The organism is Paenibacillus sp. FSL E2-0201 (genome assembly GCF_037963325.1).
Classification (GTDB): Bacteria; Bacillota; Bacilli; order Paenibacillales; family Paenibacillaceae; genus Paenibacillus_AQ.
In genome coordinates, this window is the sequence record NZ_CP150154.1 from 2,330,657 (window position 1) to 2,351,507 (window position 20,851).

Here is a 20,851-nt window from a genome sequence, read left to right on the forward strand (position 1 = left end):
TCGCCTATCGGAACGACTTGATTCACACTAATTCTGTAACGTAAAAAGGTAGTTTAGAGGAGAGATTCTTCTAACTACCTTCTTTGCACGTTAAGTGTATTTAATGCAGCTATTAAAGGATGAGTTTTCCTTATAAAGTGTTTAGATGTATTTCGTGCAGTTATTTTCTCCGGGAAAGACCGTTAGTGGTGTTTAGCTAGTTTTTAATTGCACTGAATACAACTAAAGTCGAACATAAGCTTTGTTAGTGTGGTTTAGTTGTATAGAGTGCAGTTATCTGAAATGCTCACCGAGGTTTTAGTGAAAAAGCTACCAACTTCGTAGAAAATATCTACTTAGGGGTAGCTCTTATCTCATAGATGAATCGCATAGATGAATGATGCGTGCTTGTATAGGATGTGCGTTATTCCTCGTAAGTTTTGTTCAGGGAGCTAACTAGCTCTGGAAGCCAGTCATTTAGAAGGAGAAACTTGTAGCCCGCGGACTGGGCTTTTGTCGTATCCATAAACCAGGAGTGTTCAATTCCGAATGGCGACATATGCTCGTCATCGGTTTGGTTAAGGATAATGGCTTGCTTGTCTGTTTCTTTTTCAATCATTTTGAGAACATCCTTAATTCTAACCGTTCCGTCTGAGCAAGCATTGATCGGTCCTGTCACAGTAGAACAGCAGCCTAACCAATATAGGAAATCAGCAGCTTCATCCGAACGAATAAAGGAGATATGCGCTTCAGGATTCGGTATGCCGATAGGTAGCCCGTTACGGACATGCTCGATATGAAAATGAAGTCTTCGCGTATAATCATCTATTCCCAGTACAATTGGAAAGCGAACCGCAGCGACTGGGAAGCTAGCCTGCTGCATGAAGACGGCTTCTGCCAGTCTTTTTCCCTCTTGATAGGTGAAATCATTCCGTCCTCCGTAGTGTATAGGGTATGTTTCAGGATCAAAAATCTCTTCGGTCAGGGCCTCTTCGCTGAAATCATACACGGATAGACTTGAGGTGAGAATGTACCGTTTTGTTTTACCATCAAAAATCCGGCGTGCCTGATCCGCTTCATCCGGTGAATAACAAATATTATCGAACACGACATCCCACAATGAATCTCCTACCGCCTGAGTGAGCTCGTTTGGTTGGAAACGGTCCGCATGGATCCGGTGAACGCGATCTCCAAAGGAATCGCTAGTTTCTCCACGTGTCAGTATCGTTACGTCGTTCGCGGAATCCTGTAGCAACCGTTCAACTAATCTTTTTCCAAAAAAGCGCGTGCCGCCTAAAATAAGAATCTTCCTCATAATTTCACTCCTCACCAACTAATGCTTATTTGTAAGTTTAAATGAAGATTGTCGTTTGAATGCTGGGGATTGTGCTTGAAATCGTTACGCATAAAGATATGTAAGGGAGTTTTATTGTTTTGATTGTACTTTGTGCAATAGAATCTCAAATATATAGAATAGAATCAGATTCTATTGCACTTTGTACAATCAAGAGATGAGAAATTGCCTTAAAAGCTACTTTTATAAAGAATCTATTGCAGATCCTGCAGTAGATTCGTTTTTTAGCGTTGATTTCTTGGATTCTGTTGCACATTTTACAACATCACTAGCTCAAAGCTAAAGGATAGCTAAACTCATCTAACTCACCCAACTCATCCAACTAACCCAACTAACCCAACTAACCCAACTAACCCAACTAACCCAACTAACCTATTTCTACACACCAAACGCACACTTTCCAAAATTAATATTTGTTCGGTTATAACATAACGTATCATATTAAGCTAAGCTACTGTGGCATCACGAGATAGCATTACAAAAGACTAAGCCACCATTCGCATTCCAGGCTCGGCATAATTCCAACCTGTGGAGCTGAATCCGCCAGACTGGAAAGGTTGAACGCTTTGGAAGCTCTGTAAGCTTTGGCTAGACACTGCCAATACAGCTTCCTGGTTTTCATCCGCGAGGACTAATGCGATAAGCTCGGTAATTTTCCCTTGTTCATAGGCAGAAGCAAGGTGATTCAGAGCAATTTGTAATTCCGTGTCCTGCGGTAAAGAGGGACCGTCGGCTTGAAGAAGCTCTTGCCTTACGGCAGAAAGGGCTTGCCTGGCTCGATGTAGAGCAGCTTTGACAGCTCCTTCCGTGGTGTCGAGCATCTCGGCGGCTTCAATACCGGAGTACTCGAATACATCGCGGAGCAGGAACACCGCTTGCTGTAGGGGAGACAAATGCTTCTGCAAGGCTTGAAAAGCAGCCTCAATCTCAAATGAGCCATAACCTGCTGCTTCTTCAGTCTTAGGTTGATCCATATCCAGTAACCGCGACAACGTGGCTTTACGCCGTGTGATATCTATCCAGGTATTTCTGGCAATCCGCAGAAGCAATGCCTCGGGATTCGGGTGATTCGTCAGCGAGCTGAAATTCGTACGAATTGTATGATCTGTATTGTTGTTCATTTGACTTGTATCGCTCATTTGATGGGTTGGGTTATTTTCATTTGTATCGTTCATTTCGCTCTTCAGCTTCGTATGTTCGGAAGTCTTCAAATAGCCCAGTGCTTTGACCCAAGTATCCTGAGCCAAATCTTCGGCTTCCCATGGGGATTGTGTCAGTGCAAGGCAATACCGCTTCAGCGCCATTTGCAAAGACATGGTATGATTCTCATCCGGTTCATGGCCGGTGCTAAGCTCCTCAAGGCTGATCACACTGCATAACCCCTTTTCCGGTAAAGTGATTTCGGTTACTTCTAATAATAAACGAATGAGCGCTAAATTAAGATACGCAATAATAAAAATAATATTTTGTTCTCTGAACGTATCCTATCCAAAGACTAATCCGTTTACAGGGTAGATTTCAAATAAAAATTAACGGATGGAGGTCGCATACACATGGCGTACATTCCTTATGTCATTGAACAAACGAATCAAGGAGAGAGATCTTACGATATTTATTCACGGCTGCTAAAAGACCGGATTGTGTTTGTAGGGGCAGAGATTGAGGATCAATTGGCGAATAGTGTAGTTGCCCAGCTATTGTTCTTATCGGCAGAGGATCCAGATAAAGATATACACATGTATATCAATAGTCCAGGAGGCTCCATAACAGCAGGATTTAGTATTTATGACACGATGCAGCTTATTAAACCGCAGGTAAATACGATTTGCACAGGGATGGCGGCTTCCTTTGGTTCACTTCTATTGTTAGCTGGGGCTAAAGGTAAACGTTATGCGCTGCCAAACAGTGAGATTATGATACATCAGCCGCATGGCGGAGCACAGGGTCAGGCTAGTGATATTGCGATCAGAGCTAAACGTATCTTGAAGCTAAGGGAAGTGCTTGTGCAAATTACAGCAGACCGAACCGGGCAGACGGTGGAAAAGGTACTACAAGATATGGACCGGGATTATTTCATGACAGCTGATGAAGCGGTAGAGTACGGGATTATCGACAAAGTCATCACAAATCTGTAAGTTGAAGGAGTGAAGCGGGTTATGCTGGAAGCTTTGCAGGGCAAAGAGGTAACCATTTATTTTGTAGATGGCTCTAACGCTAGAAAAGGTATTTTGGAAACGGTGAGTGAGAAGTTTATCAAATATCGGACAGAATTCGAAGAACTGTATATTCCCATTACTTCCATCTGTTCTATTACACTGGATACTAAAGGACGAGAACGTGCACGAGTAGGATTTACACAATAACCATTATCAGATTTAAAAATAGGGTTAGGGGAAGTTTTCCCTAACCCGTACTTTCCCGAATCGCCAAATAATGAGCCACATTGGCATGATGCTGAATACCAGTCTCCCCTTTAATCAGCTTGATTAAGGTTCGAGTAGCGGTCATTCCAATCTCCGTTCCGGAGTATTCCACTGAGGACAGCTTGGGCCGAACGACAGAAGCGATAAAGCTATTATCGAATCCAAAAACCGCAACATCCTCTGGCACCCGTATACCGTTATCGATCAGGAAATTCATCGCTCCAACAGCCATCCAATCTGTGGAGCAAAAAACCGCAGTAGGCAGTTCTCCGCTATCCTTGATCCGGCGCATTGCGTCGCTTCCATCTTCTACGGCCATTCCACTTTCTACTACCCATTCTTCTCTTAAGGAAATACCTGCATCCATAAGCGCTTGTTGATAGCCGCGATATCGATCGCCACCTACTGCGTTATCTCCAGATACCCGGATCATGCCAATACTTCTATGTCCTTTCTGAATCAGATAAGTAACGGCTTCATAGGAAGCGGTAACATTATCCAGATGGACAGAAGGGATCGAATCAATCTGAGATTGTTCTCCAACTAACACGCAAGGTGACCCGGATTTTTGGATAATCTCCAAGTGCTCCTTACTCGGAACCGAGCCTACATATATATAACCCTCAGTCCCCATATGGTGGAATAAGTTCAAATAATGAAGTTCACTATTCACACTTCCGTCTGTTAACCCGACCAAAACATCATAACCATATAGCTCGGCGAGATCACGTATGCCAATATTGAAATCGTCAAGCACGGTATTACTGTTCTGCGGAATAATGACACCTATCAGAGGTGTATCCGATCTACCTGCATCTGAACCGATGACATTAGGACGGTAATTCATTTGTTTCATGGCTTCCAATACACGCTTACGAACTTCCTCGTTTACCGGTTTGCTGTTGTTGACAACCCTTGATACGGTAGCTATTGAAACGTCAGCCATTTTGGCTATATCTTTAATTTTTACCTTCAAGAATATCACCATAACTTTCCAAGCTTGTATTCGTTCTAGAATATATCGCAAGCATATCATGGATAGCTCCAAGAATCCAAAAGATTGTTATTGACCAGGAAAATAAAAGATCCTATAATGATCGCATAGGAAAATAATTTCCTTGAATAAACCCTGAATAGATAGTTTTTTAGTCGATAATCTTAAGTTTTATTATGAAAATCACTAATTCGTGAATTAAATAGGAAAATATTTTCCTGAGAGGGTATATGAATACGAAGGAGCTGCATACATTGAACAGAACATGGTGGAAAGAAGCCACAGCGTATCAAATTTACCCACGGAGCTTTATGGACAGCAATGGCGATGGTGTTGGAGATCTGCAGGGAGTCATCTCAAAACTTGATTATTTACAGGACCTTGGCATCAATGTCATTTGGATCTGTCCTATTTATAAATCCCCGAACGATGATAATGGATATGATATTTCAGATTACCAGGATATTATGGCGGAGTTCGGCAGTATGGCTGATTTCGATCAGCTATTAAGCGAGGTTCATGCACGGGGCATGAAGCTGATTTTGGATCTAGTCATTAACCATACTTCAGACGAACACCCTTGGTTTGTTGAAGCACGTTCAAGCATGGATAATGCTAAACGTGATTATTATATTTGGAGAGATCCTAAGGACGGAAAGGAACCAAATAACTGGGAGAGTATTTTTAGCGGTTCGATCTGGGAGTTTGACCCTGCTACAGAGCAATATTTCATGCATGTATTCTCCAAAAGACAGCCTGACCTCAACTGGGAGAATCCTGAAGTACGTCAGGAATTGTACGGTATGGTCAATTGGTGGCTAGATAAAGGGATCGACGGCTTCCGAGTGGATGCTATTTCACATATTAAGAAAATCCCAGGACTTCCTGATCTGCCAAATCCAGATCATCTTCCGTTCGTTTCGTCCGGTGCAGGTCATATGAATCGGGAAGGAATTCACGATTTTCTTCAGGAGCTGAAACAGGAAACATTTGATCGTTATGACATTATGACCGTTGGTGAAGCGAGTGGTGTTAGTGTCGATCAAGCGGAAATGTGGGTAGGCGAGGAGCAGGGCAAATTTAATATGATTTTTCAATTCGAGCATTTAGCCCTTTGGAATAAGAGTGTTACCGGCGGCTTGGATGTTCTGCAGCTGAAATCAGCACTTTCCCGCTGGCAAAAAGGTCTTGAAGGTAAAGGCTGGAATGCACTCTTTATCGAAAATCACGATCAGCCGCGTTCGGTTTCAACTTGGGGTAATGATGGCCAGTACTGGAAAGAGTCAGCTAAATCACTGGCTACGATGTATTTCTTAATGCAAGGAACACCGTTTATTTATCAGGGTCAAGAAATTGGGATGACCAATGTAAGATTTGATTCGATGGATGATTATGATGATGTGGCGATGAAGAACCTGTATCGTTTTGAGACAGAAGCCGGAAAATCACATGAAGAAGTCATGGAGGTTATCTGGAAGAACGGTCGCGACAATTCTAGAACGCCAATGCAATGGGATGACTCTGAGAATGCTGGTTTCAGTAGCGGCAAGCCTTGGATGAAGGTCAATCCTAATTTCACGGAGATCAATGTGGAGCGTGCGAAGCAGGACCCTGATTCCATCTATCATCATTATAAAAAGCTAATCGCACTTCGGGCCGCTAATCCTATTACCATTTATGGAACCTATGATTTGATCCTGCCTGAAGATGAACGAATCTATGCTTATACTCGTACACTGGGCAATGAGAAATTGCTGGTCATGTCAAACCTGTCTTCAGAGGAAGCGCTGTTCGACCTTCCGTTTGACTTGGAATTTGACTCCAGTGAGTTGCTGTTGAATAACTATGAAGTTGACCCTGCTGAGAAAATCGAGACAGTGGCATTACGCCCTTACGAATCTCGTGTGTATATGCTGGTTAGCGCACCTGTAGAGCAAGAGGAAATTCGTGAGAGTGTGCCTGCAACAACGGTTTAATTACTTTAATAAACACAAGAATGCCCCTCGGCCAATGGCTGAAGGGCATTCTTTTTTTTGAATATCAATTATTTACTCTGTTCGCCATTATCCGTAGTAGATAAATCCGGCCGTTGCAAAATATAACTATTAGACATATTCAGGAGCCGCTGAACGGCATCAAATTGCGCTTGTGTCGAACCGCCTTCAGTTTCAGAGCCATCGATTAGATTATAGTTATTTCCATCATTGTAATCGACACCAGTCAAGTACAAGCTTGTGTCATTAATAAAAGAACCAGTAGGAAGAAAATGTCTGACAGGTAGCAGATTGGTTTGTTGATTCATCAGATCTTCTCCGAAGTGGAGCTGGTCCTTCATAGAAATCCCTAACAGATTAGCTACAGTTGGTAAGATGTCAATCTGACCTCCTGTCTGTGTGTACACAGTAGGCTGGTCAATGCCTGGAGCATGAACAATGAAAGGAACGTTGAACATATCGGTATATCCATACTCGTGTCCGACCATTTCCTCCATTAATGATTTCTCATTGCCGTCAAGGGAATACAGGGACACACCTTGATGATCTCCGTAGAAGACAATCACGCTATCGTCCCATAACCCGCTGGACTTCAGTTCGTCTAGAAATTGTCCCATGGCGTAATCCGCATAATTTTGGGCTAAAATATAGTCGCCGACCAAGGTTCCTTCGTACCTTTTAGGCAGCGTCATTTTAAATTTAGATTCTGGCATTTTATAAGGATGATGAGCACTCATAGAGATAACCATCGCGTAAAAAGGATCGTCTTCAGCATCCATTTTAACTAATTCAGGAACCGTCTTGGCATACAGCACCTCATCGGAAGAACCAAATGCGATATGATCATCATCTCCATAGAAGGACTGATCGTAGTATTTATCAAAGCCCAGCACCTTGTATAAGGTTTTGCGATTCCAGAATTCTACGCTGTTGGTGTGAAAGGTGGCTGTATTATATCCATTAGCTTTCATCAGCTTGGGCAAGCTAGGAAGTTCCTTAGTCATATAGTTGGAGGAAGTGGCTACTTCGTGATGAGGAACATATAGAGAGGTGTTCACTACAAACTCTGCATCCGATGTTGTTCCTTGCCCCGCATTCGTATAGAAGTTATTGAAATAATGTTCGCTTGCTATAAGCTTATTTAGATTTGGAGTTACTTCCTGTCCATCAATGCTTAAACCAAGCAGGAAATTCTGAAAAGATTCCATTTGCACTACAATGAGATTCTTACCTTGAGCCGCTGCCCAATACTTTGGAGAGACTGGCTCCGTAATTCCCTTTGCAGCGTCCACAGACTGCTGCGTAATTTCTTTACTGTCGATCATTTCTTGCTTTTCCGTGGTGTCGGCAAAAATGGTATATACCTCGTAATTGAGAATCCCCATACTCTCTGCCTTTTTATTCTCGTTCATACTTGCGTGATTCGGCCAAACATTAAAGACACAGATTGCAAGAGATACGCTAATGATCCCAAGTAAGGCGGTTCGGTTCATGCGCCGGTTCATGCCTCTTTCTTTCCAGATCGCAATATATTTCGGACGGAACATAAAGAACATGAAGACTACAATATCCACAAAAATGAACAAATAGTAAGGATCCAGCAAGGAGTACGTGCTTTCTCCGACCTTGGTTACCTTATCTGCTTGTTCCAAAGCATGGTAAGTAGCAATTACACCGTAATACTTGTAATACATCAGGACGGCAAAATAAATCACTGAAATGAATAAGTTCGCAATCATGTAATACAGAAACTTCCGTTTGGAAGCCATCCACTCAATGAGTCCAAAGACGATAAAGAAGAACGGGATCTCTGTGAGCAGCATGCTCCAATTAGGGCCGTCACTAAAAACCACGAACCAGGCCACTGCGCATTTTAAGAGCAGGATGAAGCTAAAGATTAGAAAGGGCTTATTTTTTATTTGAAAATCTTTTTTCATTCGTTATCATCCTCTCTGGTGCAAAACACACTAAAATTCTGCATAACCCTGTATGTTGTGGGAATCCGTTGCAATATGCCGATGCTTATTATGCTCTTGAAGTTTTCGTGTGTCAAAAGACGGACGAGAGATCTAGAGCGCAGCAACAAGCGATTTATGCCATATAAACAGTTAAAATCAGCTTCAATCCTAAACTACAGGTTAAATGTGTATAAATTGATTTAAAAAATTACAGTTTCTCGCAACTTTACATAATATTCCACAGTCTAAATAAGAGGGAGTGAATGTAGAGGAGGATTATCCATGGCTCGGCGTCAGTTTATTATGATTGTACTGACCTGCTTACTTCTGTTTTTAAATATGGGATGTAATGGAGGGAAGAAGGCTTCGCCGACGATTCAGTCTTCCATTTGGAAGCCCGAGGTTTTTTTACAAACATTGGATTATAAAGTTCAGAGCCAACCCGATAAATTCTTGGTGGATGTACCTCAGGATTGGGAGGTGAAGCTAGGGGAGTATCCAGAGGGACTTTACTGGCGATTAGCTAACGTGTTCTCTAAAGATGCCGGTTTTGATTTGACTACACTGAAGGGCAGTGATGTTGAAGCATGGCGGTATTCTTTAGTCGACGGGCTACCTGGTTCGGAGGGGCTGTTTGCTGATGCAGGAGAGAACGGAGACTTGGCCTCATTAGGACATTTCGAACTGCTGGATGCTTTTTTTCAAGCGATTCAGGAGGGTAATCATACCCGTGCTCGTGCATGTTTGAATCCTAATGCCTTACTCACGGCATTGACGGTTAACCGTCAAGCATATCATCTCTATAATTCGGGTTTTGGTGGTGAAAATGCACTCAGTGAAAGTATCGTAGAGGCTAAACCTAACGCTTATAAAGTGATGGATTATGATTCTGGTTCAGAAATTAAAGACATCGGTGATCGTACTACGATAAATGTTGTGGTCGATCTGTACATGAAATCGCTAAATCCTGTGTTCGATACCCCAGATGGTCAGGAGACACGCTTCGCAGTGTTGACCAAGCATGATAACGGCTGGAAGATTGGAGAACTTGGAACGGGGCCGTGAGTTGTTAGATTATCTATTCTTATTAAAAAGGAGTGATCGCAAGTGTCCAAAAAAGGTTTGATCTCTAAAGTGCGAGTAAGAATGATATGTAAAACTGTTATTGGGACTGTTATAAGCTTGATTATGCTCTCTCCATTAGTGGTAGCAGCGGATAGTACAGTGAATTTCCCAGATGAAAAGAAGTTATTGTCAGGTATCACAGGGCTGGATGCGGGGGATAGAAGTGCTTATGCCATCACAGCAGATGGAACGGCCTGGGCTTGGGGTGGTGGCTACGGATCTATTGGTAATGGGGCAACGACGCCGGCGTATACTCCAGTCAAAATGCATATCGATCATGTAAAGCAAGTTTCAGGTGGCTACCGTCATAATTTGATATTGAAAGATGATGGAACCGTGTGGGCTGTGGGAGGGAATGAACATGGACAACTTGGCACTGGAACGCAGTCGTTGACGGTTACTGTTGATCCCGTTCAAGTGCAAGGGCTAACCGATGTGACCTCTGTTTCAGCGGGCGATTCATTTAGCTTAGCGCTTCGAAAAGACGGAACGGTCTGGGCATGGGGAGGCAATGAGCAAGGAGAACTTGGCGACAATTCGGGGAAAAACGGGCTGTCACCGATGCAAGTGAAAGGACTACCCTCCATTTTAGCTATAGCTGCAGGATCGAATAATTCAGTGGCACTTGGGAACGGCGGAGAGGTGTGGGTATGGGGCTCATCTAAAACTAGAGGCATTAAAAAGGATGCGGTTCTAAAGCCTACCCTACTTAAAGGCGGCGGGGAGTATAGAGCTGTTGATACGGATGGGTGGAGTGGAGTAGCTTTAAGATGGGATGGCACCGTTTGGTTATGGAATAATTACACAGATATGAATCCGGGTGGAACTTTACAGCCCATTCAGATTCCAGGACTCACTGATGTCGTATCTATGACAACGGACTCTGCAGTAAAAGCCGATGGAACCGTATGGCAGTGGACAGTTGGCGATAAAAATAAGATGAATGTTAAACAGATTAGTGGTATTCAAAATGCAGTTTCGATTACCAGCGGGAACAGAAATCATTATGTGCTCTTAAAAGACGGTCATGTTCTCGCATGGGGAACGAATGAATTTGGACAGACTGGGTTGGGGGTTAGAGATTTTATGATTGACACGCCTCAGCCCGTGAAGAAATCGATTCAGGTGCAGTTGAACAATAATGAAATGGAGTTGACCATGCCTCCATTACTGCTAAACAATTCTACGTACGTTCCGCTAAGAGGAATATTTCAGCAAATGGGCGTGAATGTACGTTGGGACGTTCCGGCGAGATCAGTGATTGCCGTGAAGGAATCTACATCTACTACGATAATCTTAAATTCGGTAAGTGGACAAACGACTGTAAATGGAAAAGTAATAGCCACAGATCAAAAGCCGGTCTTTATTAATGATAGTGTGTATGTCCCATTAAGACTAATCAGTGAAATGTTAGGCGCTAAAGTGGATTGGGATGCAGAGGCTTATGCTGTTCAAATCCATACGAATTAGATAGGGGATTTTGACATTAAGTATTATTTGTATTAGTCTAACTAATACAAATAATACTTTTTTTGAATGGAAGGATAAAATGATCATTACGCTTGATTTTAAAAGTGATACGCCAATCTATGTACAGCTCCGAAATGAAATCGTGATTGGGATAGGCTCAGGTGAACTGGCGGATGGGGAGAAATTACCGACAGTGCGGCAAATGGCTGAAGATTTAGGTATTAATGCAATGACCGTGAACAAAGCGTACGCAATTTTGAAGAATGAAGGCTTCATATCTATAGATCGCAGGCATGGTGCAACAGTTGCTCCTATAGGGAATGGACATCCAGAGTTTAAGGAGAAGCTGGAAAATGAACTTCGCTTAGTCATTTCGGAGGCTAGTGTAAAAGGGATTGGACGGGAGGAGTTTATGCAAATGTGTGCCGGAATCTTTTCATCGGTATCGTTTAAGTCTACATCCATCACGGAATAGGGGGACGCTCAGATGGCTATTTTCTTCTTTTTTATAGCTGTGTTTATTTTTGTGATTATGCTTCTGACGTTTATGAGCACTTTGAAGCCAAAGGACAATCTGTGGTTTGGGGTTAGTCTTCCGGGTTTTGCTCTTGAGGATGAACGTCTTCGCGAACTGCAAATCTCAACTGGGAAGATGTACAAAAAGTATGGATTCTTATTAATTTTATTCTTGATTCCTATCTTATGTTTAAGCTCCTATATATCTCTTTCACTGATCTTTTTTTATGTTTGGACGTGTGCAATGGTGCTTCTGCTTCGAATTCCCTTCATAAAAGCACATCGTGCGGCTACACAGTTGAAGCGGGAGAATGAGTGGTTCGTAGGAGAGAAGCGAATGGTTCGAATAGATACTAAGCTATCCCTGCTAAAAAAGAAAATGAGCCTTTCTTTATACTGGTACATAATTCCTGCCCTGATTGCTGCGTTATCTTTTACGATTCCGGTCCGGAGGGAAGTATTGAAATTCTTCGAATGGCTGGTGGCACAGCATTAGGGTTGACTGTGTTTTTCTTTGTTATTGCAGTATCCTTTAATCGAATGAAGCCTAAAGTGTACACGGACAACAGCGAGACTAATATCCTGCTTAATCAAGCTAATCGTAGATATTGGTCGCTGCTCTGGTTTGGCATGGCTATAATCAATAGCTGCATCGCCGTAATTACGGTATATGCCCTCTCCTTAAATGGGACAGCTTCAACTATAGTATGGAGTCTGGGTATCTTCTTTTTCTCTGTTGTTCCGGTCCTAGGGATCTTTTACGTCCATTATAAATTGAAGCAATTTGAAACAACGCTCCTTAAAGGAGAACATGAAATTCTTTATACGGATGATGATGAATATTGGATCAATGGGACAACGTATAATAACCCCAATGATCGTTCTGTTATGGTTCCGAAGCGTCTTGGGATTGGTACTACGATTAATATTGGGACAAAAACGGGTAAGAGTATATATTACGGCCTCTTTGTATTCGTTGCATTGCTGTTGATCGGGACGGGGTGGATGGGCGTCCAGGCTGATTTCTCAACACCTACATTAACTGCAGATGGAAAGGGTACCGTTTCGATTAAATATCCGATGTACAACTACAGCTTCGCTATGAAAGATGTGCAAGAGCTTAAGCTTGTGGACAGTTACCCTTCAGGAGGCCGAAGAACAAATGGCGTAGCGACGGATACGGTAGCTATTGGAAACTTTAAGTTTGAGGAGTACGGAAAGAGTAAAGCATATCTTGTTAAAAATTCTCCGCCGTATATTGTGATCAAATTACCAGAGGTGTATGTGCTCTACAACGCCAAAGATGCCACTGAGACTGAACGTACTTATGCGGAGCTGCAGAAAGGGAGTGGAATTTTTCATTGAAATTAAAATAAATCGTATGAAGTAGAACCCTCTTGTGATAGAATAATCTAGTTGTCCTAGTTTCCGGAAATTCACTCCATTCCAACGATTTTCATGGGATGTATAGGTGGATAATCGAGGAAATATGAGCATTCAAGAGTATTAACAAGAATCCTTGGAGATTTTACACAATAAACATCATTTTTTGTCGGTTTTTATTGATTTATTCAAAAATATTATGTATAATCAGCCTTGTTGATTTTGCAAATGGAATTTTAGGAGGTTTTTATTTTGGGAAAAGCGTTAATTATTGGCGCTGGCGGTGTTTCCAGTGTTGTTGTTCACAAATGCTGCCAGAACCCGGATGTATTTGAAGAGATCTGCATAGCTAGCAGAACTGTCGCGAAATGTGACGCTCTGAAAGATAAATTAGCCGGAGGCCGCACGAAGATTTCTACTGCTCAGGTCGATGCAGATAATACGGACGAAGTCATTGAACTGATCAAGAGCTTTGAGCCGGATGTCGTTATTAATGTCGCTCTCCCATATCAGGACCTGACAATCATGGATGCGTGCCTGGCAACAGGAGTACACTATGTGGATACTGCCAACTATGAACCACAAGATACAGCGAAATTTGAATACTCTTGGCAGTGGGCTTATAAAGAAAGATTTGAAAAAGCAGGCCTTACCGCGTTGCTTGGTAGTGGATTTGATCCAGGTGTAACGGGCGTGTTCACAGCTTACGCTCAAAAGCACTATTTTGATGAGATTCATACCATTGATATTGTAGACGCCAATGCTGGTGATCACGGATATCCATTTGCAACAAACTTTAATCCTGAAATCAATATTCGTGAAATTACAGCCAATGGCCGCTATTTCGAGAATGGCGAGTGGATTGAAACTGCACCGCTTTCCGAGAAAAAGGTATACGATCTTCCGGAAATTGGACCAAAGGATATTTATCTTTTGTATCATGAAGAATTGGAATCCTTAGCCGTTAACATCAAGGGTGTGAAGAAGATCCGTTTCTGGATGACCTTCTCGCAGAACTACCTGACGCATTTGAAAGTGCTTGAGAATGTTGGCATGACTTCTATCGAGCCTATCATGTATGAAGGTAAAGAGATCGTTCCTCTACAATTCTTGAAGGCGATTTTGCCGGACCCGGCGTCCTTGGGACCAAGAACAAAAGGTAAAACGAACATTGGATGTATCATCCAAGGAACCAAAGACGGAAAGCCGAAAACTTATTATGTATACAATGTTTGCGATCATGAAGAGTGCTATGCAGAGGTTGGCTCCCAAGCCATTTCCTATACTACAGGCGTTCCTGCAATGATCGGAGCGATGTTAATTATAAAAGGTATCTGGAAGAAACCAGGCGTATTCAACGTTGAAGAGTTCGATCCAGATCCATTCATGGAAGCTTTAAATAAACATGGTCTGCCTTGGCAAGAAGATTTCTCGCCAACGCTGCTGGACTAAGGCGCGAGAAATGGATATTGATATCAGCGCAGTCCCGTCACCATGTTACCTTGTAGATGAAAGATTGCTTACACGTAATCTTGAGATTATGAATTCTGTACAGGAACGCACTGGAGCAAAGATTTTGCTTGCGCAAAAAGGCTTCTCCATGCACTCCTTGTATCCGTTGGTTGGGAAGTACTTGCATGGCGTAACCTCAAGCTCCTTGTTCGAAGCCAGACTTGGTTATGAAAAAATGGGCAAAGAGGTTCATGTATACGCACCAGCTTATATAGATAGTGAGTTTGATGAGCTCCTTGGATACTCCGATCACATTGTGTTCAATTCTTTCGACCAGTGGAATCGATTCAAGGATCGCGTAAAGAGCGCACCGAAGCATATCAGCTGCGGCATTCGAGTGAATCCGGAATATTCCGAGATCGAAGTTCCGCTGTATGATCCGTGTTACAATTATTCCAGAATGGGAGTAACTCTCCCTAACTTCAGACCGGAAGAGCTTGAGGGCATTGATGGACTACACTTCCATACCATGTGCGAACAGAATTCGGATACACTTGAGCGTACGCTCAAGGTAGTCGAAGAGAAGTTCGGACCTTATCTCAAAGGAATGAAATGGCTTAATTTCGGTGGCGGTCATCATATTACACGTCCTGACTATGACCTGGAGACCCTGGTCAAATGCATTCTGCACATGAAAGAGACTTACGGTGTGGAAATCTATCTGGAGCCGGGTGAGGCAGTAGCTCTTAATACCGGATATCTGGTAGCTACCGTTCTCGATGTGATGCATAACGGAATGGACATTGCGATTCTCGATACCTCGGCAGAGTGCCATATGCCGGATGTGCTGGCTATGCCGTACCGTCCGAACATTATTGATGCTGGACAACCGGGAGAATATCCTTATACGTACAGATTAGGTGGAATGACTTGCCTAGCGGGAGACGTTATCGGAGATTATTCTTTCAAGGAGCCTTTGAAATACGGTGATAGACTCGTATTCCTTGATATGGCCCATTATTCCATGGTGAAGAACCATATGTTTAATGGCGTGAACCTGCCTTCCATTGTTAGTTACAATGAAGAAGAGGGAATCAAAGTAATCAAACAGTTCGCTTTCGAAGATTTCAGCGGACGTTTATCTTAAGAATAAAAAGGTGTCCCGTGATGATATGCTCCCCATATAGTAGACAGGCGAAATAATAAAAACCTGCTGCTGTATGGGGAGTATTTTTATGGAACAAAAGAAGTATACGGCACTCGAAAAATTAACGGTTCTCCAAGAAATTGAACGGGGCGACATTGGTTTGAAAGCTGCGGCCCGAAAGTATGGATTATCCAAAAACTCTATAGTGAAGTGGCGGCAACGTTATCAATTGTATGGGTACGAAGGGCTGGAAGTTCGAAGCCACAACCGTACGTATTCCGCAGAACTTAAACTCCATGCCGTTAAGGATTATCTCGAGGGAGGATTGTCACAAAACCAAATCATCTGCAAGTATAAGATTGCAAGTTCAACCCAACTCGCTAACTGGATTAGGAAGTATAATGGTCATAGCAACAGCTTAACAGCTCATTCAGGAGGATCTAAAGCTATGACCAAAGGACGCGTAACCACTTGGCAGGAACGGATAGATATCGTGCTGTACTGCCTTTCGAACGGAGAAGACTACACGAAGGCGGCAAGCCATTTCCACGTGTCTTACCAACAAATATATAGCTGGGTAAAGAAGTACGAAGCAGGCGGTGAAGAGGCGTTACGTGACGGCAGAGGACGTACTAAAGCGCCCGAAGAACTTACGGAAGCAGCTCGCCACAAACTCGCGATGCAAAAGCTGGAGTACGAGAATGCACGCCTGCGTGCGGAGAATGCTTTTCTAAAAAAGTTAGAGGAACTCGAAAGGAGGAGACGTTAAGAACCATTCGCCAGGAGAACATCTACCTGGCCATTCAAGCCGTTCAACAGGAACAGTCTTGCTCCATTCGACTTATGTGTGACATCGTAGGGATTTCACGGTCAAGTTACTATAAATGGTTGAATCGCAAACCTAGTTCCCGAGAGACCGAAAACGAGAAACTGACAGAGGCTATGCTTCTCTTGTATGAGAAGGTGGAACGAACCTTTGGGTATCGTCAATTGACCCTGCATTTGCGCAGACAAATGAACAAATCTATTAACGCAAAACGAGTATACCGACTCATGAGACGCCAAGGTATCCAGTCTGTCATCCGCAGAAAGAGAAAGAAGTATGTAGGCTCCACGCCTCAGCAGGTCGCGGAGAATGTGCTAAACCGTAATTTTGAGGCGGAAGCTCCAAACCAAAAATGGGTAACGGATGTAACTGAATTCAAATACGGCAAGGGTAAGAAGGCGTATTTAAGTGCAATAAAAGATCTGTATGACAATTCCATTGTTGCTTACGTTCTGGGCCATTCCAATAATAATTCGCTAGTTTTTAACACGCTGGAATTAGCATTACAGGCAGCGCCGGAGAGCCGAACCTTACTCCATAGCGACCGCGGTTTCCAGTATACCTCTCTGCATTTTAAGAAGATGCTGGACGATTCACAACTGAAGCAAAGCATGTCCCGAGTAGGCTGTTGCATTGACAATGGGCCGATGGAATCCTTCTGGGGAACATTGAAATGTGAGAAGTACCACTTACATACCTACCAGACCTTTGAAGAACTCCAAACAGATATTGATACCTACATTCACTTTTACAATAACGAACGGTTGCAGGCAAAATTAAACGGCCTCAGTCCCATTGAATTTAGGACTAAGGCCGCTTAAACTACTTTTATTTTTTGTACTGTCTACTTGACGGGGTGCAGTTCATGATGGGACACCTTTTTTTGATTACTCCTTATTGCATCGTGATGGCGATGCGCTCCTCCTGTGGGAGCCACTCCACATTTGCTCCGAGTTGCTCACTTATAAAGCGAAGTGGCAGATACATCGAACCGTTTACGATGAAGGGTAGTGTAGGAAGATTTACGGTTGTATTGTTCACCATTGTCGCTCCAGTTACACCGTTAATACTGATGGCGAGAGCCGGTTTATCTGTAGCGGCTCGTGTGATCATAATTTGTTTATCTATTGTTTTCGCAGCTGTAAAGTTCTCTTTATAGGTAATTGTGGCTCCTAATTTTTCGAACAGCGATCGAAGCGGGACGAAATTTTGTCCGTTTCGAGTAATAACTCCATTTGAGAGTGGGATAGATTCTCCGTTTAAGGAGATTGAAATAGGCTTTTGCACTTGAACGGGCCCGGCATGGCTGAATTCATAGTCGCCATAGCCCAGCTGTGCATCCTTATTGACACCCCAGCCCCAGAGTGAGCCGTCTTTCTTTTGCATGATGATATGTCGTCCGCCTTTCTTTAGGCTACTTACTTCTTTTTCGAGAAGTGTGAATTTTGAATCTGCGGGCATCATTTCGTTCTCAATAGAAGTTTGGTAGACGTTTCCTTCCCCGGTTAACGCAACAATAGAGCGCTCTACGATGTAAGCATCAACTACATTCTTGATCCCTTTTAGAAGAATCGGTGGTTGTTCATGATAGGTTGTTCCGTCTGAGGAACCTGTAATGGTAGCGCCCCAGAACCATAATTGAGAGGCTCCATCAATGGCTAATAGGCTGTTCTGATTTCCTTTTAAACTTTTAATATTACTGATTCCCTTGAGAGGGGTCGCAGATAGATCTATTGGAGCTCCTTGGTTATTGTAATAATCTTGGACTGGCCAACTCCATATGGAGCCGTCCTTGTTAAGTGCCAGATTGTTTTTAATTTGAATAATATCCGTTAAATTCAGGATGGTTTCGAAGCTTTCGAAGTCATCGCGTGTAGTAGAAACAGTTCCATCTTTCTTTAAGAACACGTAACGTGTCCAGCTCTTATGAAGATCAGACTCATAGTAACCGCCCACAGCGGCCACGTTATCGACGCCGGAAACCGGTGTGAACGCGGAGGTAGTGAGTCCATCGGATGAAAGGGGGGCACTTAGAATCGTCCCGTCTCCTTTAAGGGCTATCGTTCTATTTCCCGTCATGAATATATCGACCAGATTGTCTAGCTCTTGAACGGGGGTCACTTTAACAGTTTCAGAGTATGCCGATGTTCTCCATTGCCAGACCGAAAGGTCTTTCTTCATTACATATTGTGAACCAAAGTATGCTTGTACCTCATTCAGGTCATGGATTTGCGTAGGGACGGAGCGATTACCTCCCCATACCCAAAAGGAACCATCTGTTTTGGTCAGATAATCCGCGCCATACGAAGTGAGGTTGGTAGTCGTGGTTGGGTTCTCTGCAGCTGCAGCTGCGCTTACGTTAGAGGCGAGGCTTAATACTAGAACAGCACTAACCATGCTGAGCCATTTTTTCATAGGAATACCTCTCTTTTCTTTATTAGATAATTTTGATATGTTCACGCTATAATCCATTATCTTACATTTAGACGCTAGAACTACTGGAAAAGTTTCTTCATATTTACCCACTCACAAGAAAGGTCTCATGTGATACAATAATTTAGTCTGTTTTTATAAACATAAAAGAAAGTATAAGTTTCACACTATACTTTGTTCTTATATTTCCCGCTTAAACTTACCGTTCTTGTAAGGACGCCGAAGGCGTTTATGCTTGAATGCTATTGAAAGGTTCGTATCTGAGGAGGAAGTCAGCGTCAATGAAACATGCACCGTTTATTGCAGTAGAAGGCCCAATCGGGGCTGGCAAAACAACATTAGCTTCTATGCTAGCAGAGGAATTAAATTTACCGATCATTAAAGAGATTGTCGATGAGAATCCGTTTCTGGCTAAATTTTATGAGAACATGGACGATTGGAGCTTTCAACTGGAGATGTTTTTTCTTTGTAATCGGTATAAGCAGCTTGAAGATACCGTTACACAGTACATAGATAAAGGGATCCCGGTCATTTCGGATTACCATATTTATAAGAACCTCATCTTTGGAGAACGAACACTGAACGGAACGAAACGTGAGAAGTATCGGCAAATTTATCATGTGCTTACGGATGACCTGCCAAAGCCGAATATCATTCTCTATATTAAAGCCAATTTAGATACGTTATTAACCAGAATTGAAAAACGTGGGCGTCCCTTTGAAGAGGGGATGGATACTGCGTATTTGGAGCAATTAATTAAAGATTATGATGACGCGATGGCCTCTCTAGCAATTCAGGAGCCTTCGACCGTAATTATTACCATTGATGGAAATGCAGTCGATTTCGTGGAGAATCCAGAACACTTCACTGAAATTGTCTCTTATATAAAGGAGTTAATGAAATGAATTCATATCATATCCCGGAAAACGCCATAATTACCGTGGCTGGAACTGTCGGGGTGGGGAAATCCACTTTAACAGGCGCCTTGGCCAAAAGACTTAATTTTCAAACCTCGCTAGAGCAGGTTGATCACAATCCTTATCTCGAAAAGTTCTATCATGATTTTGAGAGATGGAGCTTTCACTTGCAAATCTATTTTCTTGCTGAACGTTTTAAAGAGCAGAAGAAGATGTTCGAACTCGGCGGTGGTTTTGTTCAGGACCGTTCCATCTATGAAGATACCGGTATTTTTGCGAAAATGCATGCAGATCAAGGTACAATGTCCAAAACAGACTATGAAACCTACACCAGCCTGTATGAAGCTATGGTTATGACGCCATACTTCCCGCACCCTGATGTGCTGATTTATATTGAAGGCAGCTTGCCTTCCATCCTGACCCGAATTAATGAACGTGGCCGTGAGATGGAAATTCAAACGGATGTTTCCTACTGGGAGCATATGCATGGCAGATATTCGAAATGGATTAACGAGTTTACGGCTTGCCCAGTGCTTCGTTTGAACATTGATGATTATGATGTAAATGATGAGGCTTCGATGTCTGATATTCTTGTGAAGGTGGGCAATGCGATTCGTAAGCCTGTCGACAAAAAATAATAATTGATTATTAGAAGCTCCCAGGGTTTGGGGGCTGTTTTTTTATGAGATCAGAAAGCGAATTAAGTGATATAAACTGAGTTTGAGGTAGAATTAATAAAAATAAAAAAAGACCCAAATCATAGATATGGGTCTAATAGGGAAGTGTCAGTTGTCCTAGTAATAAAATACGAAAAGCAATCCAAATTGGTGTGGACATTGTAGTATGCTCAAGGGCGACATCCTATATTTGTAGCCCTTTT

General features: G+C 42.7%; 18 protein-coding genes. 13 read left to right on the forward strand and 5 right to left on the reverse strand.

Annotated features, from left to right (window positions below):
- Positions 1–403 precede the first annotated feature (403 nt).
- The gene (locus NSU15_RS10100) at positions 404–1,294 is read right to left on the reverse strand and encodes an NAD-dependent epimerase/dehydratase family protein (RefSeq protein WP_339290174.1); all 891 of its coding nucleotides are present in this window, start codon (positions 1,292–1,294) and stop codon (positions 404–406) included.
- A gap of 524 nt (positions 1,295–1,818) precedes the next feature.
- A complete protein-coding gene (locus NSU15_RS10105; RefSeq protein ID WP_339291303.1) occupies positions 1,819–2,649 on the reverse strand; it encodes an RNA polymerase sigma factor in 831 nt (276 codons plus the stop codon).
- A 237-nt stretch (positions 2,650–2,886) separates the two neighbouring features.
- On the opposite strand from NSU15_RS10105, the gene clpP reads away from it, so the two are divergent.
- Both clpP and NSU15_RS10115 read left to right on the forward strand, forming a co-directional pair.
- Positions 2,887–3,468 carry an ATP-dependent Clp endopeptidase proteolytic subunit ClpP gene (clpP, locus tag NSU15_RS10110; protein WP_042126154.1) on the forward strand — a complete coding sequence of 194 codons (582 nt, stop codon included), beginning with the start codon at positions 2,887–2,889 and terminating at the stop codon, positions 3,466–3,468.
- A gap of 21 nt (positions 3,469–3,489) precedes the next feature.
- The gene (locus NSU15_RS10115) at positions 3,490–3,696 is read left to right on the forward strand and encodes a hypothetical protein (protein WP_042126156.1); all 207 of its coding nucleotides are present in this window, start codon (positions 3,490–3,492) and stop codon (positions 3,694–3,696) included.
- Between the two features lie 40 nt (positions 3,697–3,736).
- On the opposite strand, the gene NSU15_RS10120 is transcribed toward NSU15_RS10115, so the two are convergent.
- Entirely contained in the window at positions 3,737–4,732 is a 996-nt protein-coding gene (locus NSU15_RS10120; protein WP_339290176.1) for a LacI family DNA-binding transcriptional regulator, read from the reverse strand.
- 272 nt (positions 4,733–5,004) lie between these two features.
- Here NSU15_RS10120 and NSU15_RS10125 point away from each other — a divergent pair, with 272 nt between their 5' ends.
- Positions 5,005–6,726 (forward strand): alpha-glucosidase, encoded by a 1,722-nt coding sequence (locus NSU15_RS10125; protein ID WP_339290177.1) that lies wholly within the window; start codon positions 5,005–5,007, stop codon positions 6,724–6,726.
- A gap of 68 nt (positions 6,727–6,794) precedes the next feature.
- Here the strand turns inward: NSU15_RS10125 and NSU15_RS10130 are convergent, their stop codons facing one another.
- Entirely contained in the window at positions 6,795–8,681 is a 1,887-nt protein-coding gene (locus tag NSU15_RS10130; protein WP_339290179.1) for an LTA synthase family protein, read from the reverse strand.
- 303 nt (positions 8,682–8,984) lie between these two features.
- On the opposite strand from NSU15_RS10130, the gene NSU15_RS10135 reads away from it, so the two are divergent.
- The 8 genes from NSU15_RS10135 (at position 8,985) to NSU15_RS10170 (ending at position 17,442) form a co-directional block, all read left to right on the forward strand.
- Entirely contained in the window at positions 8,985–9,767 is a 783-nt protein-coding gene (locus NSU15_RS10135; protein ID WP_339290181.1) for a DUF4830 domain-containing protein, read from the forward strand.
- 42 nt (positions 9,768–9,809) lie between these two features.
- Complete coding sequence (locus NSU15_RS10140) at positions 9,810–11,297, forward strand: stalk domain-containing protein (protein ID WP_339290183.1); 1,488 nt, start codon at positions 9,810–9,812, stop codon at positions 11,295–11,297.
- A 79-nt stretch (positions 11,298–11,376) separates the two neighbouring features.
- On the forward strand, positions 11,377–11,772 hold the full coding sequence (locus NSU15_RS10145; protein ID WP_042126163.1) for a GntR family transcriptional regulator: 396 nt from the start codon (positions 11,377–11,379) through the stop codon (positions 11,770–11,772).
- 12 nt (positions 11,773–11,784) lie between these two features.
- Positions 11,785–12,309, forward strand: coding sequence for a hypothetical protein (locus tag NSU15_RS10150; RefSeq protein ID WP_339290186.1), 525 nt, complete (start codon positions 11,785–11,787; stop codon positions 12,307–12,309).
- Positions 12,288–13,178, forward strand: a complete 891-nt coding sequence (locus NSU15_RS10155; RefSeq protein WP_339290188.1) for a DUF5808 domain-containing protein — start codon at positions 12,288–12,290, stop codon at positions 13,176–13,178. The genes NSU15_RS10150 and NSU15_RS10155 overlap by 22 nt, the downstream gene beginning before the upstream one ends.
- 270 nt (positions 13,179–13,448) lie before the next feature.
- Entirely contained in the window at positions 13,449–14,648 is a 1,200-nt protein-coding gene (locus NSU15_RS10160; protein WP_042126167.1) for a saccharopine dehydrogenase family protein, read from the forward strand.
- A 10-nt stretch (positions 14,649–14,658) separates the two neighbouring features.
- Positions 14,659–15,795 (forward strand): carboxynorspermidine decarboxylase, encoded by a 1,137-nt coding sequence (gene nspC / locus NSU15_RS10165; protein ID WP_042126170.1) that lies wholly within the window; start codon positions 14,659–14,661, stop codon positions 15,793–15,795.
- Positions 15,796–15,883: 88 nt separating this feature from the next.
- A protein-coding gene (locus NSU15_RS10170) for an IS3 family transposase (protein ID WP_339287498.1) occupies positions 15,884–17,442 on the forward strand; the annotation gives its coding sequence in 2 pieces (ribosomal slippage) (positions 15,884–16,517 and positions 16,517–17,442; 1,560 coding nt in all).
- Between the two features lie 73 nt (positions 17,443–17,515).
- On the opposite strand, the gene NSU15_RS10175 is transcribed toward NSU15_RS10170, so the two are convergent.
- A complete protein-coding gene (locus NSU15_RS10175) occupies positions 17,516–19,036 on the reverse strand; it encodes a stalk domain-containing protein (RefSeq protein ID WP_339290190.1) in 1,521 nt (506 codons plus the stop codon).
- A gap of 299 nt (positions 19,037–19,335) precedes the next feature.
- Between NSU15_RS10175 and NSU15_RS10180 the strand changes: the two genes are divergently transcribed.
- Entirely contained in the window at positions 19,336–19,959 is a 624-nt protein-coding gene (locus NSU15_RS10180) for a deoxynucleoside kinase (protein WP_042126173.1), read from the forward strand.
- Positions 19,956–20,609, forward strand: coding sequence for a deoxynucleoside kinase (locus NSU15_RS10185; RefSeq protein WP_339290192.1), 654 nt, complete (start codon positions 19,956–19,958; stop codon positions 20,607–20,609). Before NSU15_RS10180 ends, NSU15_RS10185 begins: the two co-directional genes overlap by 4 nt.
- The last annotated feature ends 242 nt before the right edge of the window (positions 20,610–20,851 follow it).